Origin of the sequence: Sporosarcina ureae (genome assembly GCF_002101375.1) — a bacterium.
Taxonomy (GTDB): domain Bacteria; phylum Bacillota; class Bacilli; order Bacillales_A; family Planococcaceae; genus Sporosarcina; species Sporosarcina ureae_B.
In genome coordinates this window covers 434,384-452,467 of record NZ_CP015207.1, presented here as the reverse complement: position 1 = coordinate 452,467, position 18,084 = coordinate 434,384, and the positions used below count along the sequence as shown (strand labels likewise).

Genomic DNA, 18,084 nt, shown 5'->3' with positions numbered 1-18,084 from the left:
AAATGATGCTTCAGGAAGGGGGAAAATATATAATGATGGAACAATACGGTGGTATTTTCACACTAGTAATCATGGTAGCTATAATGTGGTTTTTACTCATTCGTCCTGCTCAAAAGAGACAGAAGGCAGCGAAAGAGATGCAATCTAGTTTAAAGCGTGGAGACGAAGTGGTTACAATCGGCGGTATTCACGGAACAGTGGATGCAGTAGATGAAACGTCTATTTTCTTACGTGTATCTGACACTACAGTTTTGCGTTTTGACAAGCAAGCAGTAGGCAGAGTCGTAACAGCGTCATAATAAAAAGCGGTTATCTAGTGGTATATCCATAGATTGCCGCTTTTTTGTTTTGTCACGTATAGAAAAAAGATCTGCCGGCACACTAGGTGTGAAGGAGGCAGATATGCTGTGCACGAGTTACTCATCATCGGATTACGTACGGTATTTTTATATGTTTTTCTTCTTGTGATATTGCGTATTATGGGAAAGCGAGAAGTTGGTGAATTGGGCGTTATTGATGTCGTCGTTTTCATTATTATGGCGGAAGTAGCTGCGATGATTGTAGAATCTCCCGACAAACCCATTATCAAAGGGATCCTTCCTATACTTATTTTGCTGGTCATTCAATATATTTCGTCGATGATTTCATTGAAGAGTAAGAAGTTTCGTGACCTAGTCGATGGAGATCCGACGTTGATTATTAAACATGGAGAAATCCAACAACATGAAATGCGTAAACAACGTTATAATCTCGACGACTTGTTTCAACAATTACGGGAGAATCAAGTCGGGTCAATCCATAATGTGACGTTTGCGTATCTCGAATCTTCCGGGAATTTATCTGTATTCACAAAAGACGGTGACTTACCGATTGTCGGACTAGTGCTTGACGGCGATATTCAACCGGAGCATCTAAAGTTGATTGGCAAGACGGAAGATTGGTTGCTACAGGAGTTACGTGCTAAAAACATCACCGATTTGAGCAAGATTTTCTATTGCTCGTATGAACAAGGTGAAATAAGAGTCCAACTGACACAAGATCAATAGCGTTTAACTAAATTACGTAGCATGACAAAGTCCTGCGTTTTGATTTGTCTGGTCAGTAATAATAAAGCGAACAGCACGCCGGACGTAATGGCGCATTCGACAAATAGATGATGCGAGCCGATAGGAATGAAAATCGGACGGATGACGACGGTCAGCAAGAATACGATATAGGTCATAGCGAACATCGAAAACCCTGTGGCGGTCGATTTGTTTTGCCGTAGCGTGGCAATATGCAAGAAAGATGTCACGAGTACACCGAAGCCGATTGCGAGAACCGCGCCAGTTTCTTGAAGTCCTGGTTGCGAAGCCAAGATGAACATCACCGCAAGTTTTGCGACCCCTCCGTAGACCGAGTTCATCATGCCGGCTTTCGCATCGCCTGTCGCTTGCAAAATCGAATAGAGTGGACTTTGTATATAATAAAAGAAGAAGATGGGCGCAAGCAATGTCATATAGCTGCCGCCATCTACAATGTGAAACAGCTTTTCTGCAAGTGCTTGCCCGTGCATATAAAATACAGTAGCCGCAAATGCACCCGTTAAAGCGGATAAACGCAATGCTAAATGAATGCGTTCTTGCAACTTTTTGACGTTGCTAGAAGCCGCTGCACCACTGACCGCTGGGACGAGCACGACGGATAATGCATACGGAATGAATGCGGGAAACAATAATAACGGAATAAGCACACCAGAAATTACTCCATACAATGATGTCGCCGCTACCGTTCCAACGCCTGCCATGGAGAGGGCGCGTAAAAAGATGATGGGCTCGAGGAACCAAGTGAAGGTCCCAAATAAACGACTGCCTGACGAAGGAAGTGCAACCTCAAGGATGGGCTCCATCGGATATCGCGGTTGTTTTTTCTGTGGTTTCGGTTCTTTCTTTTGTTGCTGCCGGTATTTGTATAGAAGATAGAGAACTGATACAACTTCAGCGAGGAATGTGACAGCCATAGCATACGCTGCATTCATCATCGGATCTTCCGGAGCCAGAATGTACGGCAGCATCCAAGTGATCAATAAAATACGGAAGATTTGCTCGATGACTTGTGCCCATGCCGTTTCTTCAATACGTGAAATCCCTTGGAAGTACCCTCTGATTAATCCGCCAATTGAGGCGATAGGTACGATGGCGAGGGCTACATATAAGGCAGTGGATGTTGCGCTGTTACCGAGTAACGTCTCCGCTAAAAAAGGGATGAACAGAATACACGCTGGAATGAAAACGGCACCGGATAAAATGGTGATAAACGTGGCGGTTTTCATAACTTGTCGTAATTGTACCGTGCCGCCTTGTGCTTTTATTTCCGCTATGACCTTCGCAATCGCAATGGGTACGCCAAGCTGTACTAACGAGAGGAAAAAGACGAACGCCGGGTATGCGGTCATATAGATCCCGACTGTTTCCTCTCCTGCAACCCGCATAAATTGAATTCGATAGACGAAGCCGAGTAATTTTGATAAAAACACGGCCGCCATCAAAAAGATCGTCCCCCGAATAAATGATGACACCCTACACCACTCCTTCTGATTTGCCCCGTTTTCGGATATAATACGAATGCTTGTGCAAAACCCAAATATAGTTAAGTGTATGTGATATAATTAAGTTTATTCCGGAACTATTCACGAGGGGGGAAGTGGCATTGGATCAACAGTTGACAGACTTATACAGACAGTTGCTCCCTGCACTAGAAAGCAAAAAGCAAGAATTGACGTTTTACGGCTACTCGGAGATTACGGAAGAAGATTTACTGAACTATTTGGTGGAGAAGAAGTGGCGGAAAAAAGAAATTTCTGCGATGCGTTCGTATGAAATGATTTCAGATGTTTTGGCAATTACTGCGGCACAGTTCATGACCCATACGCAAACAGAAGCTCAACGGAACAGTGAAGAAGTGATGGAATTGAGTAAAGAAGAATGGTCTGTGCTATTTTCGCCCAAAAAAATGGATTGATTTGCAATTCTTATCATGAAGTATTTGACACGGACAACCTACTGTTTCATAATTGGTATGTTGTACAATGAGAGAAGAAAGTACATAACAGGTGCTATGCCGCTCTAGTATATGAGGGGGAAAAGGAAATATGAAAAACAGAGGAAGGATCGTCGCGTTTTTGCTGCTTATCGTCATTTTGGCATCAACGATATTTTCTACGACGAGTCCCATTTTAAAAGATGTCAAGCTAGGACTTGATTTGCAAGGTGGTTTCGAGGTTCTTTACCAAGTGAAACCATTGAAAGAAGGACAAAAGATTACGGAGTCGACGGTTGCCGATACGGCCCGCGCATTGACGAATCGTATTGACGTGCTCGGTGTAAATGAACCCAGCATTCAAATCGAATCAAACAACCGAATCCGAGTTCAGCTTGCTGGGGTAGAAGATCAGGAAACTGCCCGCGAATTATTATCCACTCAAGCCAATCTTTCTTTCCGTAATGCGGATGACGAACTGATGCTTGACGGGAATGATTTAAAAGCAGGTAAAGCAAAAGCCAATTTCGATGAAAATAACAACCCTGTTGTTACATTGGAAATGAAAGATCCAAATAAATTTGGAGAAGTTACATCTGAAATTGCAGCAATGAAGCCGAACAACGTGCTAGTTATTTGGTTGGATTTCATTGAAGGTGAAAATTCCTTTGCGGAAGAGGCTGCAAAACCGGAACCCGCATTTATCTCGGCTCCGTATGTTGCTAACACCATTAACTCTTCAAATGTCGAAATCTCAGGTAACTTCACTATTGAAGAGACGAAAAACTTGGCTGGTATTTTGAACGCCGGTGCATTACCTGTTGATTTAGAGGAAATTTACTCGACTTCTGTCGGTGCACAGTTTGGTGAACAAGCACTAGATAAAACGATATTTGCTGGAATTGTCGGTGTCAGCTTAATCTTTATCTTTATGGCATTCTATTACCGTTTGCCAGGGATTGTGGCAGTTGTCACTCTATCTGTTTATATCTTTTTAATATTGCTAGTGTTCACATTAATCAATGGTGTGTTGACACTACCTGGTATTGCAGCATTAATGCTCGGGGTCGGTATGGCAGTCGATGCCAATATCATCACTTATGAGCGGATCAAAGAAGAATTACGTGTCGGAAGATCGGTTAAAACGTCCTTTATGGCTGGAGCGAAGTCTTCGTTCACCGCAATCCTCGATGCGAACGTCACGACACTCCTTGCAGCAGTTGTATTGTTCATTTTCGGTACAAGCTCAGTTAAAGGTTTCGCGACGATGCTCATTATCAGTATTTTGGTCAGTTTCCTAACAGCCGTTTGGGGATCTCGTCTATTGCTTGGACTACTCGTTCACAGCGGATACCTCGATAATAAAGTTGGCTGGTTCGGATTGAACAAAAAACATCTTCATTCAGCAGATGAAGGCTATGAAACGCTAGATCTCACAACAAAATTCGATCGTTTCGATTTCGTTCATTCAAGAAGACGTTTCTATGCACTTTCTATCGTCTTGTTAATTGTCGGTGCGATCATGCTAGGTGTCTTCAAGCTCAACTTGGGAATCGACTTCTCCGGTGGTACACGTGTGGAAATGCTAGCTGAACAACAGCTCGATGAGACGGAAGTAACGAAACTTCTTGAAGATATTGGCCACCCAACGTCGGACGTCGTCATTTCAGGCGATGAAAAGAACATTGCGGTTGCACGATATAAAGAAGACTTCTCACAAGAAGAAGTCAACAAAATCAAAAAAGAGTTATCTGAAACATTCAGTGCAGAGCCGAACGTTTCAACAGTTTCCAATACGGTAGGTAAAGAGCTCGTGCGTAATGCGATTTATGCACTTGCGGTTGCGGCTCTTGGGATCATCATCTACGTAGCGTTACGTTTTGAATGGCGCATGGGTCTGGCGGCGATTATTGGTTTACTGCATGACGCATTCTTCATGATAGCCGTCTTCAGTATTTTACGACTCGAAGTAGACATCACTTTCATTGCGGCGGTATTGACGATTGTCGGTTACTCCATCAACGATACGATCGTCACCTTTGACAGAATACGTGAGAACTTGAATCGCTCGAAGCATATTAGCGAAGAAGGTGAATTGGCAACGATTGTCAATAAATCATTGCGACAGACGCTTGGCCGTTCGGTTAACACAGTTCTGACTGTAGTCTTCGTCGTAGTGGCATTGATGGCACTCGGTGCAGAATCAATTCGACCGTTCTCGATCGCATTATTGATCGGCTTGCTTGCAGGTACGTATTCTTCCATCTTCATCTCTGCTCAACTTTGGTTCGACTTAAAGAGAAAGCAAATTTTGAAGAATGGCGGAATAAAAGTAGATAAAGAGAAAAAACAATGGGGCTCAGACGAACCTGTTGTGTAATACGTTTGAACTATAGTGAAAGCAGGGTATACTTCGGTATATCCTGCTTTTTTTGAATGGAGGAATGGAACACATGAAGTTTCAATGGACTGTTCTAGTTGGTTTGTTATTTGCTGTGTTCATCGCATTGTTTGCTGTATTTAATGTAGAATCTGTACCGGTTAATTATTTCTTTGGTACGACGATGATTCCACTTGTATTAATTATTCTTGGGTCAGCGTTGCTTGGTGCGATTATTAGTGGTTTCTTTGCTATTTACAAGTCGTATAGAAGTGGACGACGTGTCAAAGAGTTGGAGAAGCAGATGCATTTGAAGGAGAAGGAATTGACTGCGCAACGTAGGCAGATGCAAGAGATGGAAGAACGGATCGATGTGTTGATGGAGGCGCCGTTGGTTGAGGCGGAGATTGTTCCACCGAGGGAAGTTTATTAGCGTGTGAATTGCCGCAGTGAGTCGTGCTTAGCGACTTGTTGCGGCTTTTTTGCTGTTGTTTCTTTTAATGTGCTTTTAGTTGGGAAGTAAGAAGTGGCAGGGGATGGCCTTCGTTGGAAAGTGTTTAGGGCAGTGCTGGTAGTTGTTTTTAATCGATTTAGTGCTTAAGTGCTTGTCGAATTGTAGTTCTGTTAGGAGTTTGTGGTTTTGCTGGCAATGTAAGTGTAATGCTCATTGTCCCCACTACGGCGCTGGTGGATGGCTTTCGCAAGGAGCCACAGACAGGAAGTGCGCCTGTCTCTGTCTCCTTACTTCGCCTACCACAGCAGGCACCTTCGTTAGATAGTGTGTAGGACACTTCATTCGCAAGAAACAAGTGATAGCTATCTCCATGTCACTGTTTTTCTTTTTGCTAGAAACACGAACTAATTCATTTCCCTACGGTAGCGCAGGCACAACTGCGGGGTAGGCCGTGGCCCTGAGACAACTGGCAGCTCTATCGCCAGCTGGCTCATGGCTGTAGGCAATCCCCCACGTGCCTGCGCGGGTCCAAAAAGTGAACACTCGCTAATTTTAGTACCAGATAATCAGTCGAGCCACGTCCCCAACAAAAAGTGAGCAAGAAATACATGATAGCTATCACCATGTCACTGGTTTTCTTTTTGCTAGAAACACAAACTAATTCATTTCCCCAAAGTAGCGCAGGCACAACTGCGGGGTAGGCCGTGGCCATGAGACAACTGGCAGCCCTATCGCCAGCTGGCTCATGGCTGGAGGCAATCCCCCACGTGCCTGCGCGGGTTCAGAAAGTGAACACTCGCTAACTTCAGAATCCAAAAATAAGTCGAGCGACGTACCCAACAAAAGTGAGCAAGATGGGCAGCGGGGTAATAGTTCTGCCAAAAGCGTTTCAAGGTTGCATAATAGCTGATGTCCCTTGTTTTGCTAGCATCTTCGGGGCACTTCATTCGCAAGAAACAAGTGATAGCTATCACAATGTCACTGTTTTTCTCTTTGCTAGAAACACAAACTAATTCATTACCCCGAAGTAGCACAGGCACAACTGCGGGGTAGGCCGTGGCCCTGAGCCAACTGGCAGCTCTATCGCCAGCTGGCTCATGGCTGTAGGCAATCCCCCACGTGCCTGCGCGGGTCCAAAAAGTGAACACTCGCTAATTTTAGTACCAGATAATCAGTCGAGCCACGTCCCCAACAAAAAGTGAGCAAGACCGGCAGCCGTGTAGTCGCTCTGCCATAAGGATTTCTCTGTTAAGTAATGTACAAAATTTCTTATTTTGCTAGAACCACAATCTACATCATGACCACTCAGTAGTGCAAGTACAACTACAGCACTCTCAAATTCGCCCACTCGAGCAACGGCTTACTATGCCTATGAGGCTAACTGCTATCTCTCACTCTTTATATCAACTACCTCTGCAGGTCTTATAGGAAGAAAACGATGCTATCCTGTTCTTACTCCCCATCTTTCCATCCCGTTTCCTTTCAGTCTCCATCTTCATTAGCTATAATAAGAACAGAGGATGTGAAAGCATTGATACAATCAAAAAAAAGATGGCAAATCGATCGGCCAGATGAAGAACTCGTCAACCAGCTCGCAAAGGACTTGAAGCTTTCCACGATGCTGACAAAAATACTTGTCGCACGCGGAATCACGACAAGCGAACAAGCAAACGCGTATCTGCACATGGACGAGTCCGACTTACATGACCCGTTTTTATTACATGACATGCAAGAAGCCGTCGATTGCATCCAACATGCAATCGACACACAACAGCAAATTACAATTTTTGGAGATTATGATGCGGGTGCGACACGTTTCTAAGTGAAAAGCTTAGACACTAGGAGAAATCCTAGGAGAACTGATTTCTTGATAGGTAGAATGATGGGGTAACGCCTTGAAATGCCTACTCTGATACTCCGACATGCCTTTTCTAAGGTTATAGTAGAAAGGTATGAAGCTCGGTGAAGTCGGCAGAGAGATACCGTAAGTTAGGGAGAGCATAGCGAGTACCTGACACGAAAGCTGTCCAGAGGTGGATGGTGTGTCCCATATGCCGGGAGTCCATAAAGTATCTATGGTTAGAATGTGCTGAACAAGCACTGACGAATCTCTGAATGTACGGGTCTAGACGTAGTTGTCACAGAAATGTGATAGGTGGTAGTGCCATCGCATGTGTGGATGAGTAAAAATCTGGCGTTATGAAAATCCATAGTTTGTTACAGGCAAGCTCAAGCATGCAGGACCATAGGAGAAACCTAAAGATATATGTAAGGATAAAGAAATTGGAACGTGGAAAGCGAAGGATGCGGAGGTATTAACCTACCTGAGAAGCAGTTCAGTAGATAAAAGGGCGACCTATTAAAACTGATTTACCTTTCGTGAGAGTGGAGCCATAGTACCTTTGAAACCATGATAATAAGTGGTGGAGGGATAGGCTCTAGTCGGATATTTCAAAGACTTATAAATGCATAACAGACACAGATTCGAGTATGACTAAAAGAATCACCACTTTAATCCATACAATAGATGAAGAAGTATTCTTTAAGTATAAATAATTACTAACCAACTCACAAAGACTGAATAAAATAAATACGCTACGAAAGAAATTGGAACTACAGCAATTAACTATCTAATTGGACGATTAGACATACAAACGAACAAGTGAATTCTGTTAAGTTATGTAGATTACCAAAGTTTTGAAATTTTTCGATAGAACGCCGTGTGAGGTGAAAGTCTCACGCACGGTGTGAAGTGGGGGAAAAGCTGGCGATAAACTCAAAAGCTTACCTATCACTATACGGCGTAACAAGTGTCACAGTGCTCTTGACAGCGCTCGAACGTCTTGGTGCGAAAGTGAACTTCGCCATCCCGAACCGTTTTGAACACGGTTACGGACCGAACAGCGACTACTTTGCACAACTACATACAGAAGGCACAGAAGTCTTGATCACAGTAGACAATGGAATCTCAGGCATTGAACAAATCGCTTTCGCCAAGTCGCTTGGACTGTCAGTGATCGTGACGGACCACCACGAAATGGGTGACGTCTTGCCTGACGCGGATGCGGTCATCCACCCACGTCATCCCGATGGCAATTATCCATTTGGAGAACTTGCAGGTGTCGGTGTAGCGTTCAAACTAGCCTCTGCTTTACTTGGAGAGCCGCCACTCGACTTGCTAGAATTCGTTGCCATCGGTACGATCGCGGACTTGGTTCCGTTAGAAGATGAAAATCGCTATATGGTGAAAGAAGGCATCCGTAGATTGCGCCGCACGCAACGTCCTGGAATTAAGGCGTTGATGCAAGTGAGCGGTCATGAACAAAATGCTTTATCGGAAGAAACGATCGGCTTTACGATCGGTCCACGTCTGAATGCACCGGGCCGACTTGGCGATGCAGATCCAGCAGTTGATTTATTAAAGGCAGAAGATGAGCAACAAGCACTCGGAATTGCAGAAGAATTGAATGATTTGAATAAAGAACGGCAACAATTAGTGAAAGAAATCGCAAAGGAAGCGGAAGAGCAAGTGGAAATCCGTTATGGCGATCAAGTTCCTCACGTGCTAGTCGTAGAAGGGGAAGGCTGGAATCCGGGTGTCGTCGGCATCGTGTCATCGAGACTGACGGAGAAATACTACCGTCCTTCCATCATTTTGTCGATCGACCATGAAACAGGAATGGCGAAAGGTTCTGCGCGTAGTATTGAGGGCTTTGATTTATATAAAGAATTATCGAAGAATGCGTCAATTCTGCCACATTTCGGAGGGCATGCGATGGCTGCTGGGATGTCATTGAAACTAGAGGACGTTGAATTATTGCGTTCGAATTTGAATGAACAGGCGAAGGAAGTATTGACGGAAGAGGATTTACAGCCTATTTTATCCATCGATGTGCCGCTTGCGCTGGATGAAATTGATATCGCCTCAATCGAAGCGCTCGAGAAAATCCGACCGTTTGGAATGGGATTCCCGAAGCCAGTTTTCTTATTGGAGCGGCTCGACACGATATCTGTCCGTAAAATCGGTACAGCGAAAGATCATTTGAAGCTTGAAATGGGCGACCATACTGAACGTCTAGATGCAATCTACTTCGGAGCCGGGGCATTGGCAGACGAAATGGCACCGCAAAGTAAGCTTAGTTTGACGGGTGATTTGCAAATTAATGAATGGAACGGGAACAAAAAAGCGCAGTTACTTGTCGAAGATGTGAAATGTGACGAGTGGCAGCTGTTTGATTACCGTGGAATCCGAGAGCCAGCTAGATGGTTGCCGCTGATTCCGGATCAAGCCCAATTTATTGCGTTCAGTGAAGAAGCTATCCAACATTTCGCTCCATTCTTTAAAGATATTCCGATTGCTTTAATTGGACGCGACGAACTTCGTCTTTCTTCAGCTATTGTATTGCTCGATATGCCTCAGGCTGAAGAACAGTTGAAACAAGTGATGGAAAAGACGCGTGCCGACCGAGTGTATCTTCATCTGCATGTGCATGATTCGATGTACTTCGAAAAGATACCAGATCGCCAACAATTTGGTTGGTATTACAGCTTTTTGAAAAAGCGTGAGACATTTGATATACACAATCAAATCGATATGCTTTCCAAACATAAAGGTTGGAAAAAAGATGTGATAAAGTTTATGACAAAAGTGTTTTATGAACTGGAATTTGTTACACTAGAGAATGGTAAGGTGACGATGCTTACTTCTGCCGGCAAACGAGATTTGGCAGAAGCGCCATCTTATAAAAAACGCCAACAGCAGATCAAACTGGAAGAGTTGTTGCTTTATGCTCCGTATCAGGACTTGAAGAAAGTATTCGACTCTTTGCGTGAGACAGATGCTGTTGAGGAGGAAAAACTGTGGACTTAAAAAAGTTTGTAACGACTGTAGACGATTATCCAAAGCCGGGTGTCAGCTTTAAAGACATCACGACGATCATGGATAACGGAGAAGCATATAAATATGCGACAGACCAAATTGTTGAGTATGCGAAGGGATTGGACGTAGATATCATCGTGGGGCCAGAAGCACGCGGTTTCATCATCGGATGTCCTGTTGCTTATGCACTTGAAATCGGTTTTGCACCGGTTCGTAAGCCAGGTAAATTACCACGCGAAACGATCTCGGTATTTTATGACTTAGAGTATGGACAAGATGAGTTAACGATCCATAAAGATGCTATCAAGCCTGGCCAACGCGTACTCGTTGTCGATGATTTACTTGCAACTGGTGGTACGGTCGGCGCAACAGTCGAATTGATCGAGAAACTTGGTGGCGTTGTAGCTGGCTGTGCATTCTTGATCGAACTATCGTACTTGAACGGTCGCGAAAAGTTGACGAATGAAAACATCAAGGCATTAATTACGTACTGATGAGGGAATCCTTCGCTTAATGCGGAGGATTCTTGCTATATAAATATAGGCGCTGAGTTTGATTCGCTTTACATATAGGTGATAATATACATATACTACTAAAAACTATTGTCTAAATATTTACAGAATAGGCTGAAAGGGGTAAGTCAATGGCGAAAAATCAAGACCTGACAGAACAAGACATATACGACTTGGTCTCCAAATATATGAACGAAGAACACGTCGAATTCATCAGGCGGGCATATGTGATGGCTGAAAAGTCGCACGAAGGGCAGTTTCGGACTTCAGGTGAACCGTATATCAACCATCCGATTCAAGTCGCAGGAATTTTGGCGGGTCTTCAAATGGATCCGGAAACGGTCGCAGCGGGCTTTCTACATGATGTGGTGGAAGATACGGAAATTAGCCGCGAAGATATTATTCGTGAATTCGGTGATGAAGTCGCCATGCTCGTTGATGGCGTAACGAAGCTCGACAAATTAAAATTCAGATCCAATGAAGAAAAACAAGCGGAAAATCACCGCAAAATGTTCATTGCGATGGCGCAGGATATCCGTGTCATTTTAATCAAACTTGCGGATCGATTGCATAATATGCGGACATTGAAGCATGTCCCGGCAGCGAAACAACGCCGGGTATCGGAAGAAACGTTGGAGATCTTCTCACCACTCGCTCATCGCCTCGGAATTTCCACGATTAAATGGGAACTGGAAGATATTGCGTTGCGTTATTCCAATCCCCAACAATATTATCGTATCGTCAATTTGATGAAGCAAAAGAGGACGGAACGCGAACAGTATTTGAAAGACGTCATGAATCAGATGCGTGTCGAACTGGATGAAATGGGTATCGCTGCAGAAATTCATGGTAGACCAAAGCATTTGTATTCTATTTATCAAAAGATGGTTATCCAGAAAAAAGAGTTCAATGAAATTTATGATCTACTGGCGGTACGTATTGTCGTGAAGAGCATTAAGGATTGCTATGCGGCGCTTGGAATCATTCATACATTATGGAAGCCGATGCCGGGACGATTCAAAGATTATATCGCCATGCCGAAACAAAATTTGTATCAATCTATCCATACGACTGTTGTCGGACCTGCAGGAGATCCACTCGAAGTACAAATTCGGACAGAAGAGATGCACCGGATTTCAGAATTTGGTGTGGCTGCTCACTGGGCATATAAAGAAGGTAAACAAGTCGCGAAACTAGCGAGTGATATTGATTCGAAATTGACATGGTTCCGTGAGATTTTGGAAATTCAAAATGAATCTTCTAATGCACAGGAGTTTATGGAATCATTGAAGTTTGACTTATTTTCGGACATGGTCTATGTGTTTACACCGGACGGAGATGTTGTCGAATTGCCGCAAGGATCGGTACCGATCGACTTTGCCTATCGGGTCCACTCTGAAATTGGGAATCGGACGACCGGGGCTAAAGTGAATGGTAAAATCGTGCCGCTTGATTCGTCATTATCAACAGGTGATATCGTCGAGATTCTAACTTCGAAACAGTCATTTGGTCCAAGCCGTGATTGGTTAAAATTAGCGCATACCTCACAAGCGAAAAATAAAATCCGCCAATATTTCAAAAAGCAATTGCGTGACGAGAACATCGACAAAGGTAGCGAGATGATTCAGAAGGAACTGAAAGAAGAAGAGTATGATATCAAGGAAGCGTTGAGTAAAGAAAATATGCAGCGTACCATTGAAAAATTCAGTTTCACTTCTGAAGAGGACCTTTATGCTGCAGTCGGTTCCGGTGGCATTACCGCGCAACAAGTAGTCAATCGACTAGCTGAGCGAATGCGCAAAGAACGCGTGAAGAAAGAAACGATTGATAAAATCGTCTCAGAAATTCAAGCGCCAAAGCCGGAAAAACAGACGGAATCAGGTGTGATCGTCAAAGACATTGACAATATGCTGATCCGTATTTCGAAGTGCTGTAACCCGGTACCCGGCGATGAAATTGTCGGTTTCATTACACGTGGCCGTGGCGTTTCCGTGCACCGTACCGATTGTCCAAACGTATTGTCTGAACAAGGACAGCAAGAACGTATTATCGAAGTCCACTGGGCATTGCAAGACGATCAAGTTCGCAAAGAATTCCAAGTCGATATTGAAATTTCCGCATTCGATAGACAAGGTTTACTCAATGAAGTGATGATGGTCGTCGCCGATATGAATACGCCAATTACCGCAGTGAGTGGCAAAGCAGACAAGGATGATATCGCCCATATCCATATGTCGATTAAAATCCAAAACATCGCGCATTTGCAACGCACCGTCGATAAAATCAAACAAATCAAAGACGTTTATTCTGTAGAACGAGTTATGAACTAATTAGGAGATGTGAACATGCGAGTTTTATTACAGCGTGCGAAAGACGCTTCCGTAACAGTTGGCGGAGAAATTACAGGCTCCATTTCAACTGGCTATGTGTTGCTTGTCGGCATCACACATGACGATACCGAACAAGACGCCTCGTATATTGCGAATAAAATTGCTGGCTTGCGTATCTATGAAGACGATGAAGGAAAATTGAATCGTTCAATCAAAGAAGTCGATGGCGCGATTTTGTCCGTATCTCAGTTTACTTTGTATGGCAACGTACAAAAAGGGCGCCGTCCAAGTTTTATCGAGGCGGCCAAAACTGATGTGGCAGAACCGTTGTGGGAATACTTCAATGAACAACTGCGCAGTCTTGGACTTTATGTTGAAACAGGCCAATTTGGTGCCATGATGGACGTGCAGTTGACGAATGATGGTCCTGTGACGTTGATGATTGAGTCTAGGTAAGTGAAGTGGTGCGTCTATGAGCGGATGTGGGTCGTGATAGAGCGCTTGACGTAGGTCTATGAGCGGATACCAGGTGCCATAGAGCGGTTAGGACGTTTCATAGAGCGCTTATGGACGTTAATAGAGCGGATAAATGTTTTGAATGAGCATTTGCTAGTGCTGACCAACATATATAATTCACTAAAGAAGTTGACAGTAGTAGCAGTTACGACTAACATAGATAGTAATCGAATTAATTCACACACCGATGATGTGGAAAATACCTTTACTATAGGCTGGAAAGAGAACGGGGAACTTGGCTGAAATTCCCTGACAGAACCGTAAAGTGAACAACACCACGGAGGATTCATGCTGAAATTAGTAGGCGTGGACGGAACCGGCCGTTATCCGGATTCGAGTGGGCACTTTTGTGTCAATTTGGGTGGAACCGCGGAAGCTACAAGCTCTCGTCCCTGTTTTATTAGGGATGGGAGCTTTTTTGTGTTCTCAGAAAGTTCGCCCGTTATTAGATAATCGAAAGGAGTTTTACTAATGAATTTTAAAGTTCCCCGCGGTACGCAGGATATTCTTCCTGATGTTTCTTGGAAATGGCAGCGCGTTGAAAAGATCGCTCGTTCGATTTGTGACGTTTACAACTACAAGGAAATCCGCACACCGATTTTCGAACAAACCGAATTATTCCAGCGCACAGTCGGTGATACGACAGATATCGTGCAAAAAGAGATGTACACATTCACGGATCGAGGAGATCGCTCGATGACATTGCGTCCAGAAGGTACAGCGCCAGTCGTGCGTTCATTCGTCGAACATAAAATGTTTGGCTACGCAGATCAGCCCGTGAAGCTATACTACACAGGTCCAATGTTTCGCTATGAGCGTCAACAAGCTGGCCGTTACCGTCAATTCGTCCAATTTGGCGTAGAGGCAATCGGCAGTGATGATCCAGCAATCGATGCAGAGGTAATCGAGTTGGCAATGAATATTTATAAGAAAACAGGTCTTTCGGATATCAAACTGGTACTAAATTCACTTGGCGACAAAGAATCACGCGATGCACACCGAGAAGCGCTGATTGCACACTTTAGCCCAAATATTGCGGAATTCTGTTCGGACTGCCAAAACCGTCTAGAGAAAAATCCATTACGAATTTTGGATTGTAAAGTGGATAGAGAACATCCATTGATGAAAACAGCGCCTTCACTCGCGGATTATCTCAATGAAGAATCGAGCGCGTACTTCGAAAAAGTGAAGAACTACTTGGACATCGCAGGCATCGAGTACGAATACGATCCCAATCTTGTCCGTGGACTGGATTACTATAACCACACTGCATTTGAAATCATGAGCACATCCAAAGGTTTTGGCGCGATCACGACACTATGTGGTGGCGGACGTTACAACGGACTCGCTGAAGAAATCGGCGGCCCACCAGCACCGGGTATCGGCTTCGCTCTTAGCATCGAGCGGCTTTTGCTAGCGCTTGAAGCGGAAGAAAAATCTTTCACGGACGAACCGTCACTCGACGTCTACATCGTCACACTTGGCGATGCAGCACGAGAAAAAGGCTTCGAGATTCTCGGCAAGCTACGCGAGAATGGTTTACGCAGCGAGATGGACTACATGGACCGCAAGATGAAGGCCCAAATGAAGTCCGCTGACCGCTTGAAAGCGAACTACGTCATCGTCATCGGCGAAGACGAAGTGAACGAAAACGTCGTTCAGCTGAAGAACATGGCGGGCGGAGAACAGAAAAAGGTTACGGTTGACGAATTGATTGGGGAATTGGAGAAGTAAGAGCTTGTAACGTCATGGGGATTTCCGTTCCGAGCGGACGCTTTCCTACGGGCATGGCTTGAGCCAAGCGAACAGCGAAGGGTTCGCTTGGCTCATGCTTATCCCGCGGGAGTCGCCGCTCTGCACTCCACTCCCTACCTTTAGAGTAGGGAGTACTCTGTTACTGTTCTTGAATTTAAATTTTAAAGAATTAAAAAGCAGTACACTTATTCACTCATAAATTTCAATGGAGTCACTAATTAATCATAGTCCCCACTTAGGATTGGAGCGTAAGAGGGGCGACTCCGGGAGGATCAGCCCGACAGGTGAGACAACTAAAGGGAGCACAGCGACCTAGTTGGCTCACCGCGGGCCCTCTGGAACGCGTCCCCTCTGAAGCGTAAATCCCAAGCACAACACCATTTCACTCTCTATAGTACTTTTACTTTTTTAAATTAAAAATACAAACTCAAACATCAGAAGGGTAGTGTAGTCACTATGCAACGCACACATTATTGTGGGAACTTATCAGAACTACAAATCGGAGAAGAAGTCACGCTTAAAGGCTGGGTGCAGAAGCGCCGTGACCTCGGCGGACTCATCTTCATCGACGTCCGCGACCGTGCAGGCATCGTCCAGACGGTCTTCAACCCAGATATCTCAAAAGAAGCTCTCGAAATCGCTGAAACATTGCGTAACGAATACGTCATCGAAGTCACAGGTCTCGTCATCGAACGTGAAGAGCGTACGAAGAACAAAAACATTGCAACGGGTGCAATAGAAGTTCAAGTCGTGGAAGTGAAAGTCGTCAACGAAGCGAAAAACCCACCGTTTACTATTGAAGACGAAACGGACGTAGGTGAAGAAACGCGTCTGAAGTACCGTTACCTCGATCTTCGTCGCCCAGAGCTTGCAAAAGTTTTCAAAATGCGTTCAGATATTACGAAAACAGTGCGTAACTTCTTGGATGAAGAAGGATTCTTGGAAGTGGAAACACCAATTCTAACGAAATCCACTCCTGAAGGCGCGCGTGACTATTTAGTACCAAGCCGTGTTCACGAAGGTGAATTCTACGCATTGCCACAGTCCCCACAGTTGTTTAAGCAGTTATTGATGGTATCCGGCTTCGACCGTTATTACCAAATCGCTCGTTGTTTCCGTGATGAAGACTTGCGTGCAGACCGTCAACCGGAATTCACACAAATTGATATGGAAATGAGCTTCATGTCAATCGAGGAAATTTTGGAGCTTAACGAACGTTTAATCAAGAAAGTAATGAAAGATGTTAAACAAGTGGATGTTGAAACTCCATTTAAACGTATACCATATGATGAAGCGATGGGACGTTTCGGTTCAGATAAGCCGGACACTCGTTTCGGTATGGAATTGACGGATGTATCTGAAATCGTCAAAGACTCTTCATTTAAAGTATTCGCTGGCGCAGTTGAAGCGGGCGGCCAAGTTAAATTGATCAACGTTAAAGGCGCGGCGGATAAATATTCACGTAAAGATATTGATGCACTTGGCGAGTTTGCAAAAGTGTATGGCGCGAAAGGTATGGCTTGGTTGAAAGTGACGGAAGACGGCTTCAATGGCCCCATTGCGAAATTCTTCGATGGAGAAATCGGCGAAGCGCTAAAAGTAGCTGGCGGCGGAGAACCTGGAGATTTATTCTTATTCGGTGCAGATAAGAAATCTGTTGTAGCGGATTCACTCGGTGCATTGCGTCTGAAGCTTGGAAAAGAATTAGACTTGATTGACCAATCTCAATACAACTTCCTATGGGTGACGGACTGGCCGTTATTCGAGTACGACGAGGAAGATGGCCGTTATTACGCAGCTCATCACCCATTCACGATGCCTGCTGATGTGGAAGAATTGAAAACAAGTCCTGAAACTGTAAAAGCCCAAGCATATGACTTAGTGTTGAACGGTTATGAGCTAGGTGGCGGATCATTGCGTATTTATCAGCGTGACGTACAAGAAGCGATGTTCAAGGCACTTGGATTCACGGAAGAGCAAGCGCGCGAACAATTTGGCTTCTTGTTGGATGCGTTTGAATACGGTACACCTCCACACGGTGGAATTGCGTTCGGTCTAGACCGTATCGTGATGTTGCTTGCTGGATCTACCAACTTGCGTGACACGATTGCCTTCCCTAAAACAGCTAGTGCAAGTGATCTATTGACTGAAGCACCAAGTACTGTGGATGATGCACAGTTAAAAGAACTTGGGATTAAAGTAGTTGCTGAACCAGTAAAAAAGTGAGTAAACAACTATTT

General features: G+C 44.4%; 13 protein-coding genes and 1 other annotated feature. Of the genes, 12 read left to right on the top strand and 1 reads right to left on the bottom strand.

The features are described 5' to 3' along the window. The first annotated feature begins 35 nt into the window (after positions 1-35). Together yajC and SporoP8_RS02155 are read left to right on the top strand one after the other, a co-directional pair. Positions 36-299, top strand: coding sequence for a preprotein translocase subunit YajC (gene yajC / locus SporoP8_RS02160; RefSeq protein ID WP_085133532.1), 264 nt, complete (start codon positions 36-38; stop codon positions 297-299). A 108-nt stretch (positions 300-407) separates the two neighbouring features. Then, on the top strand, positions 408-1,046 hold the full coding sequence (locus SporoP8_RS02155) for a DUF421 domain-containing protein (RefSeq protein ID WP_085131002.1): 639 nt from the start codon (positions 408-410) through the stop codon (positions 1,044-1,046). On the opposite strand, the gene SporoP8_RS02150 is transcribed toward SporoP8_RS02155, so the two are convergent. Then, positions 1,040-2,557, bottom strand: coding sequence for a putative polysaccharide biosynthesis protein (locus SporoP8_RS02150; RefSeq protein ID WP_085131001.1), 1,518 nt, complete (start codon positions 2,555-2,557; stop codon positions 1,040-1,042). The genes SporoP8_RS02155 and SporoP8_RS02150 overlap by 7 nt on opposite strands. Positions 2,558-2,688: 131 nt before the next feature. Here SporoP8_RS02150 and SporoP8_RS02145 point away from each other — a divergent pair, with 131 nt between their 5' ends. The 10 genes from SporoP8_RS02145 to aspS all read left to right on the top strand — a co-directional run bounded on the left by SporoP8_RS02145 (position 2,689) and on the right by aspS (position 18,070). Beyond that, a complete protein-coding gene (locus SporoP8_RS02145) occupies positions 2,689-3,000 on the top strand; it encodes a post-transcriptional regulator (RefSeq protein ID WP_158232423.1) in 312 nt (103 codons plus the stop codon). 130 nt (positions 3,001-3,130) lie between these two features. After that, the gene (gene secDF, locus SporoP8_RS02140; RefSeq protein WP_085130999.1) at positions 3,131-5,398 is read left to right on the top strand and encodes a protein translocase subunit SecDF; all 2,268 of its coding nucleotides are present in this window, start codon (positions 3,131-3,133) and stop codon (positions 5,396-5,398) included. Between the two features lie 73 nt (positions 5,399-5,471). Further along, on the top strand, positions 5,472-5,831 hold the full coding sequence (locus SporoP8_RS02135) for a LapA family protein (RefSeq protein ID WP_085130998.1): 360 nt from the start codon (positions 5,472-5,474) through the stop codon (positions 5,829-5,831). A gap of 1,552 nt (positions 5,832-7,383) precedes the next feature. After that, a complete protein-coding gene (locus SporoP8_RS02130) occupies positions 7,384-7,674 on the top strand; it encodes a single-stranded DNA-binding protein (RefSeq protein ID WP_085130997.1) in 291 nt (96 codons plus the stop codon). Positions 7,675-8,676: 1,002 nt separating this feature from the next. Next, the gene (recJ, locus tag SporoP8_RS02125) at positions 8,677-10,722 is read left to right on the top strand and encodes a single-stranded-DNA-specific exonuclease RecJ (RefSeq protein ID WP_420066731.1); all 2,046 of its coding nucleotides are present in this window, start codon (positions 8,677-8,679) and stop codon (positions 10,720-10,722) included. Then, complete coding sequence (locus SporoP8_RS02120) at positions 10,713-11,225, top strand: adenine phosphoribosyltransferase (protein ID WP_085130996.1); 513 nt, start codon at positions 10,713-10,715, stop codon at positions 11,223-11,225. The genes recJ and SporoP8_RS02120 overlap by 10 nt, the downstream gene beginning before the upstream one ends. Before the next feature lie 149 nt (positions 11,226-11,374). Beyond that, positions 11,375-13,573 carry a RelA/SpoT family protein gene (locus SporoP8_RS02115; RefSeq protein WP_085130995.1) on the top strand — a complete coding sequence of 733 codons (2,199 nt, stop codon included), beginning with the start codon at positions 11,375-11,377 and terminating at the stop codon, positions 13,571-13,573. Positions 13,574-13,588: 15 nt separating this feature from the next. Further along, complete coding sequence (dtd, locus tag SporoP8_RS02110) at positions 13,589-14,029, top strand: D-aminoacyl-tRNA deacylase (protein ID WP_085130994.1); 441 nt, start codon at positions 13,589-13,591, stop codon at positions 14,027-14,029. A 238-nt stretch (positions 14,030-14,267) separates the two neighbouring features. Continuing rightward, positions 14,268-14,486: a binding site (T-box leader), on the top strand. A 74-nt stretch (positions 14,487-14,560) separates the two neighbouring features. Continuing rightward, positions 14,561-15,823, top strand: coding sequence for a histidine--tRNA ligase (gene hisS / locus SporoP8_RS02105; protein ID WP_085130993.1), 1,263 nt, complete (start codon positions 14,561-14,563; stop codon positions 15,821-15,823). A gap of 477 nt (positions 15,824-16,300) precedes the next feature. Continuing rightward, positions 16,301-18,070: an aspartate--tRNA ligase gene (gene aspS, locus SporoP8_RS02100; protein WP_085130992.1), complete on the top strand. Its 1,770-nt coding sequence runs from the start codon at positions 16,301-16,303 to the stop codon at positions 18,068-18,070. Positions 18,071-18,084: the final 14 nt, after the last annotated feature.

Bases quoted from the DNA above. Each gene is read 5' to 3' on its own strand.
- yajC (WP_085133532.1), top strand. From the start codon at position 36: ATGGAACAATACGGTGGTATTTTCACACTAGTAATCATGGTAGCTATA.
- secDF (WP_085130999.1), top strand. From the start codon at position 3,131: ATGAAAAACAGAGGAAGGATCGTCGCGTTTTTGCTGCTTATCGTCATT.
- SporoP8_RS02135 (WP_085130998.1), top strand. From the start codon at position 5,472: ATGAAGTTTCAATGGACTGTTCTAGTTGGTTTGTTATTTGCTGTGTTC.
- SporoP8_RS02115 (WP_085130995.1), top strand. From the start codon at position 11,375: ATGGCGAAAAATCAAGACCTGACAGAACAAGACATATACGACTTGGTC.
- dtd (WP_085130994.1), top strand. From the start codon at position 13,589: ATGCGAGTTTTATTACAGCGTGCGAAAGACGCTTCCGTAACAGTTGGC.
- hisS (WP_085130993.1), top strand. From the start codon at position 14,561: ATGAATTTTAAAGTTCCCCGCGGTACGCAGGATATTCTTCCTGATGTT.
- aspS (WP_085130992.1), top strand. From the start codon at position 16,301: ATGCAACGCACACATTATTGTGGGAACTTATCAGAACTACAAATCGGA.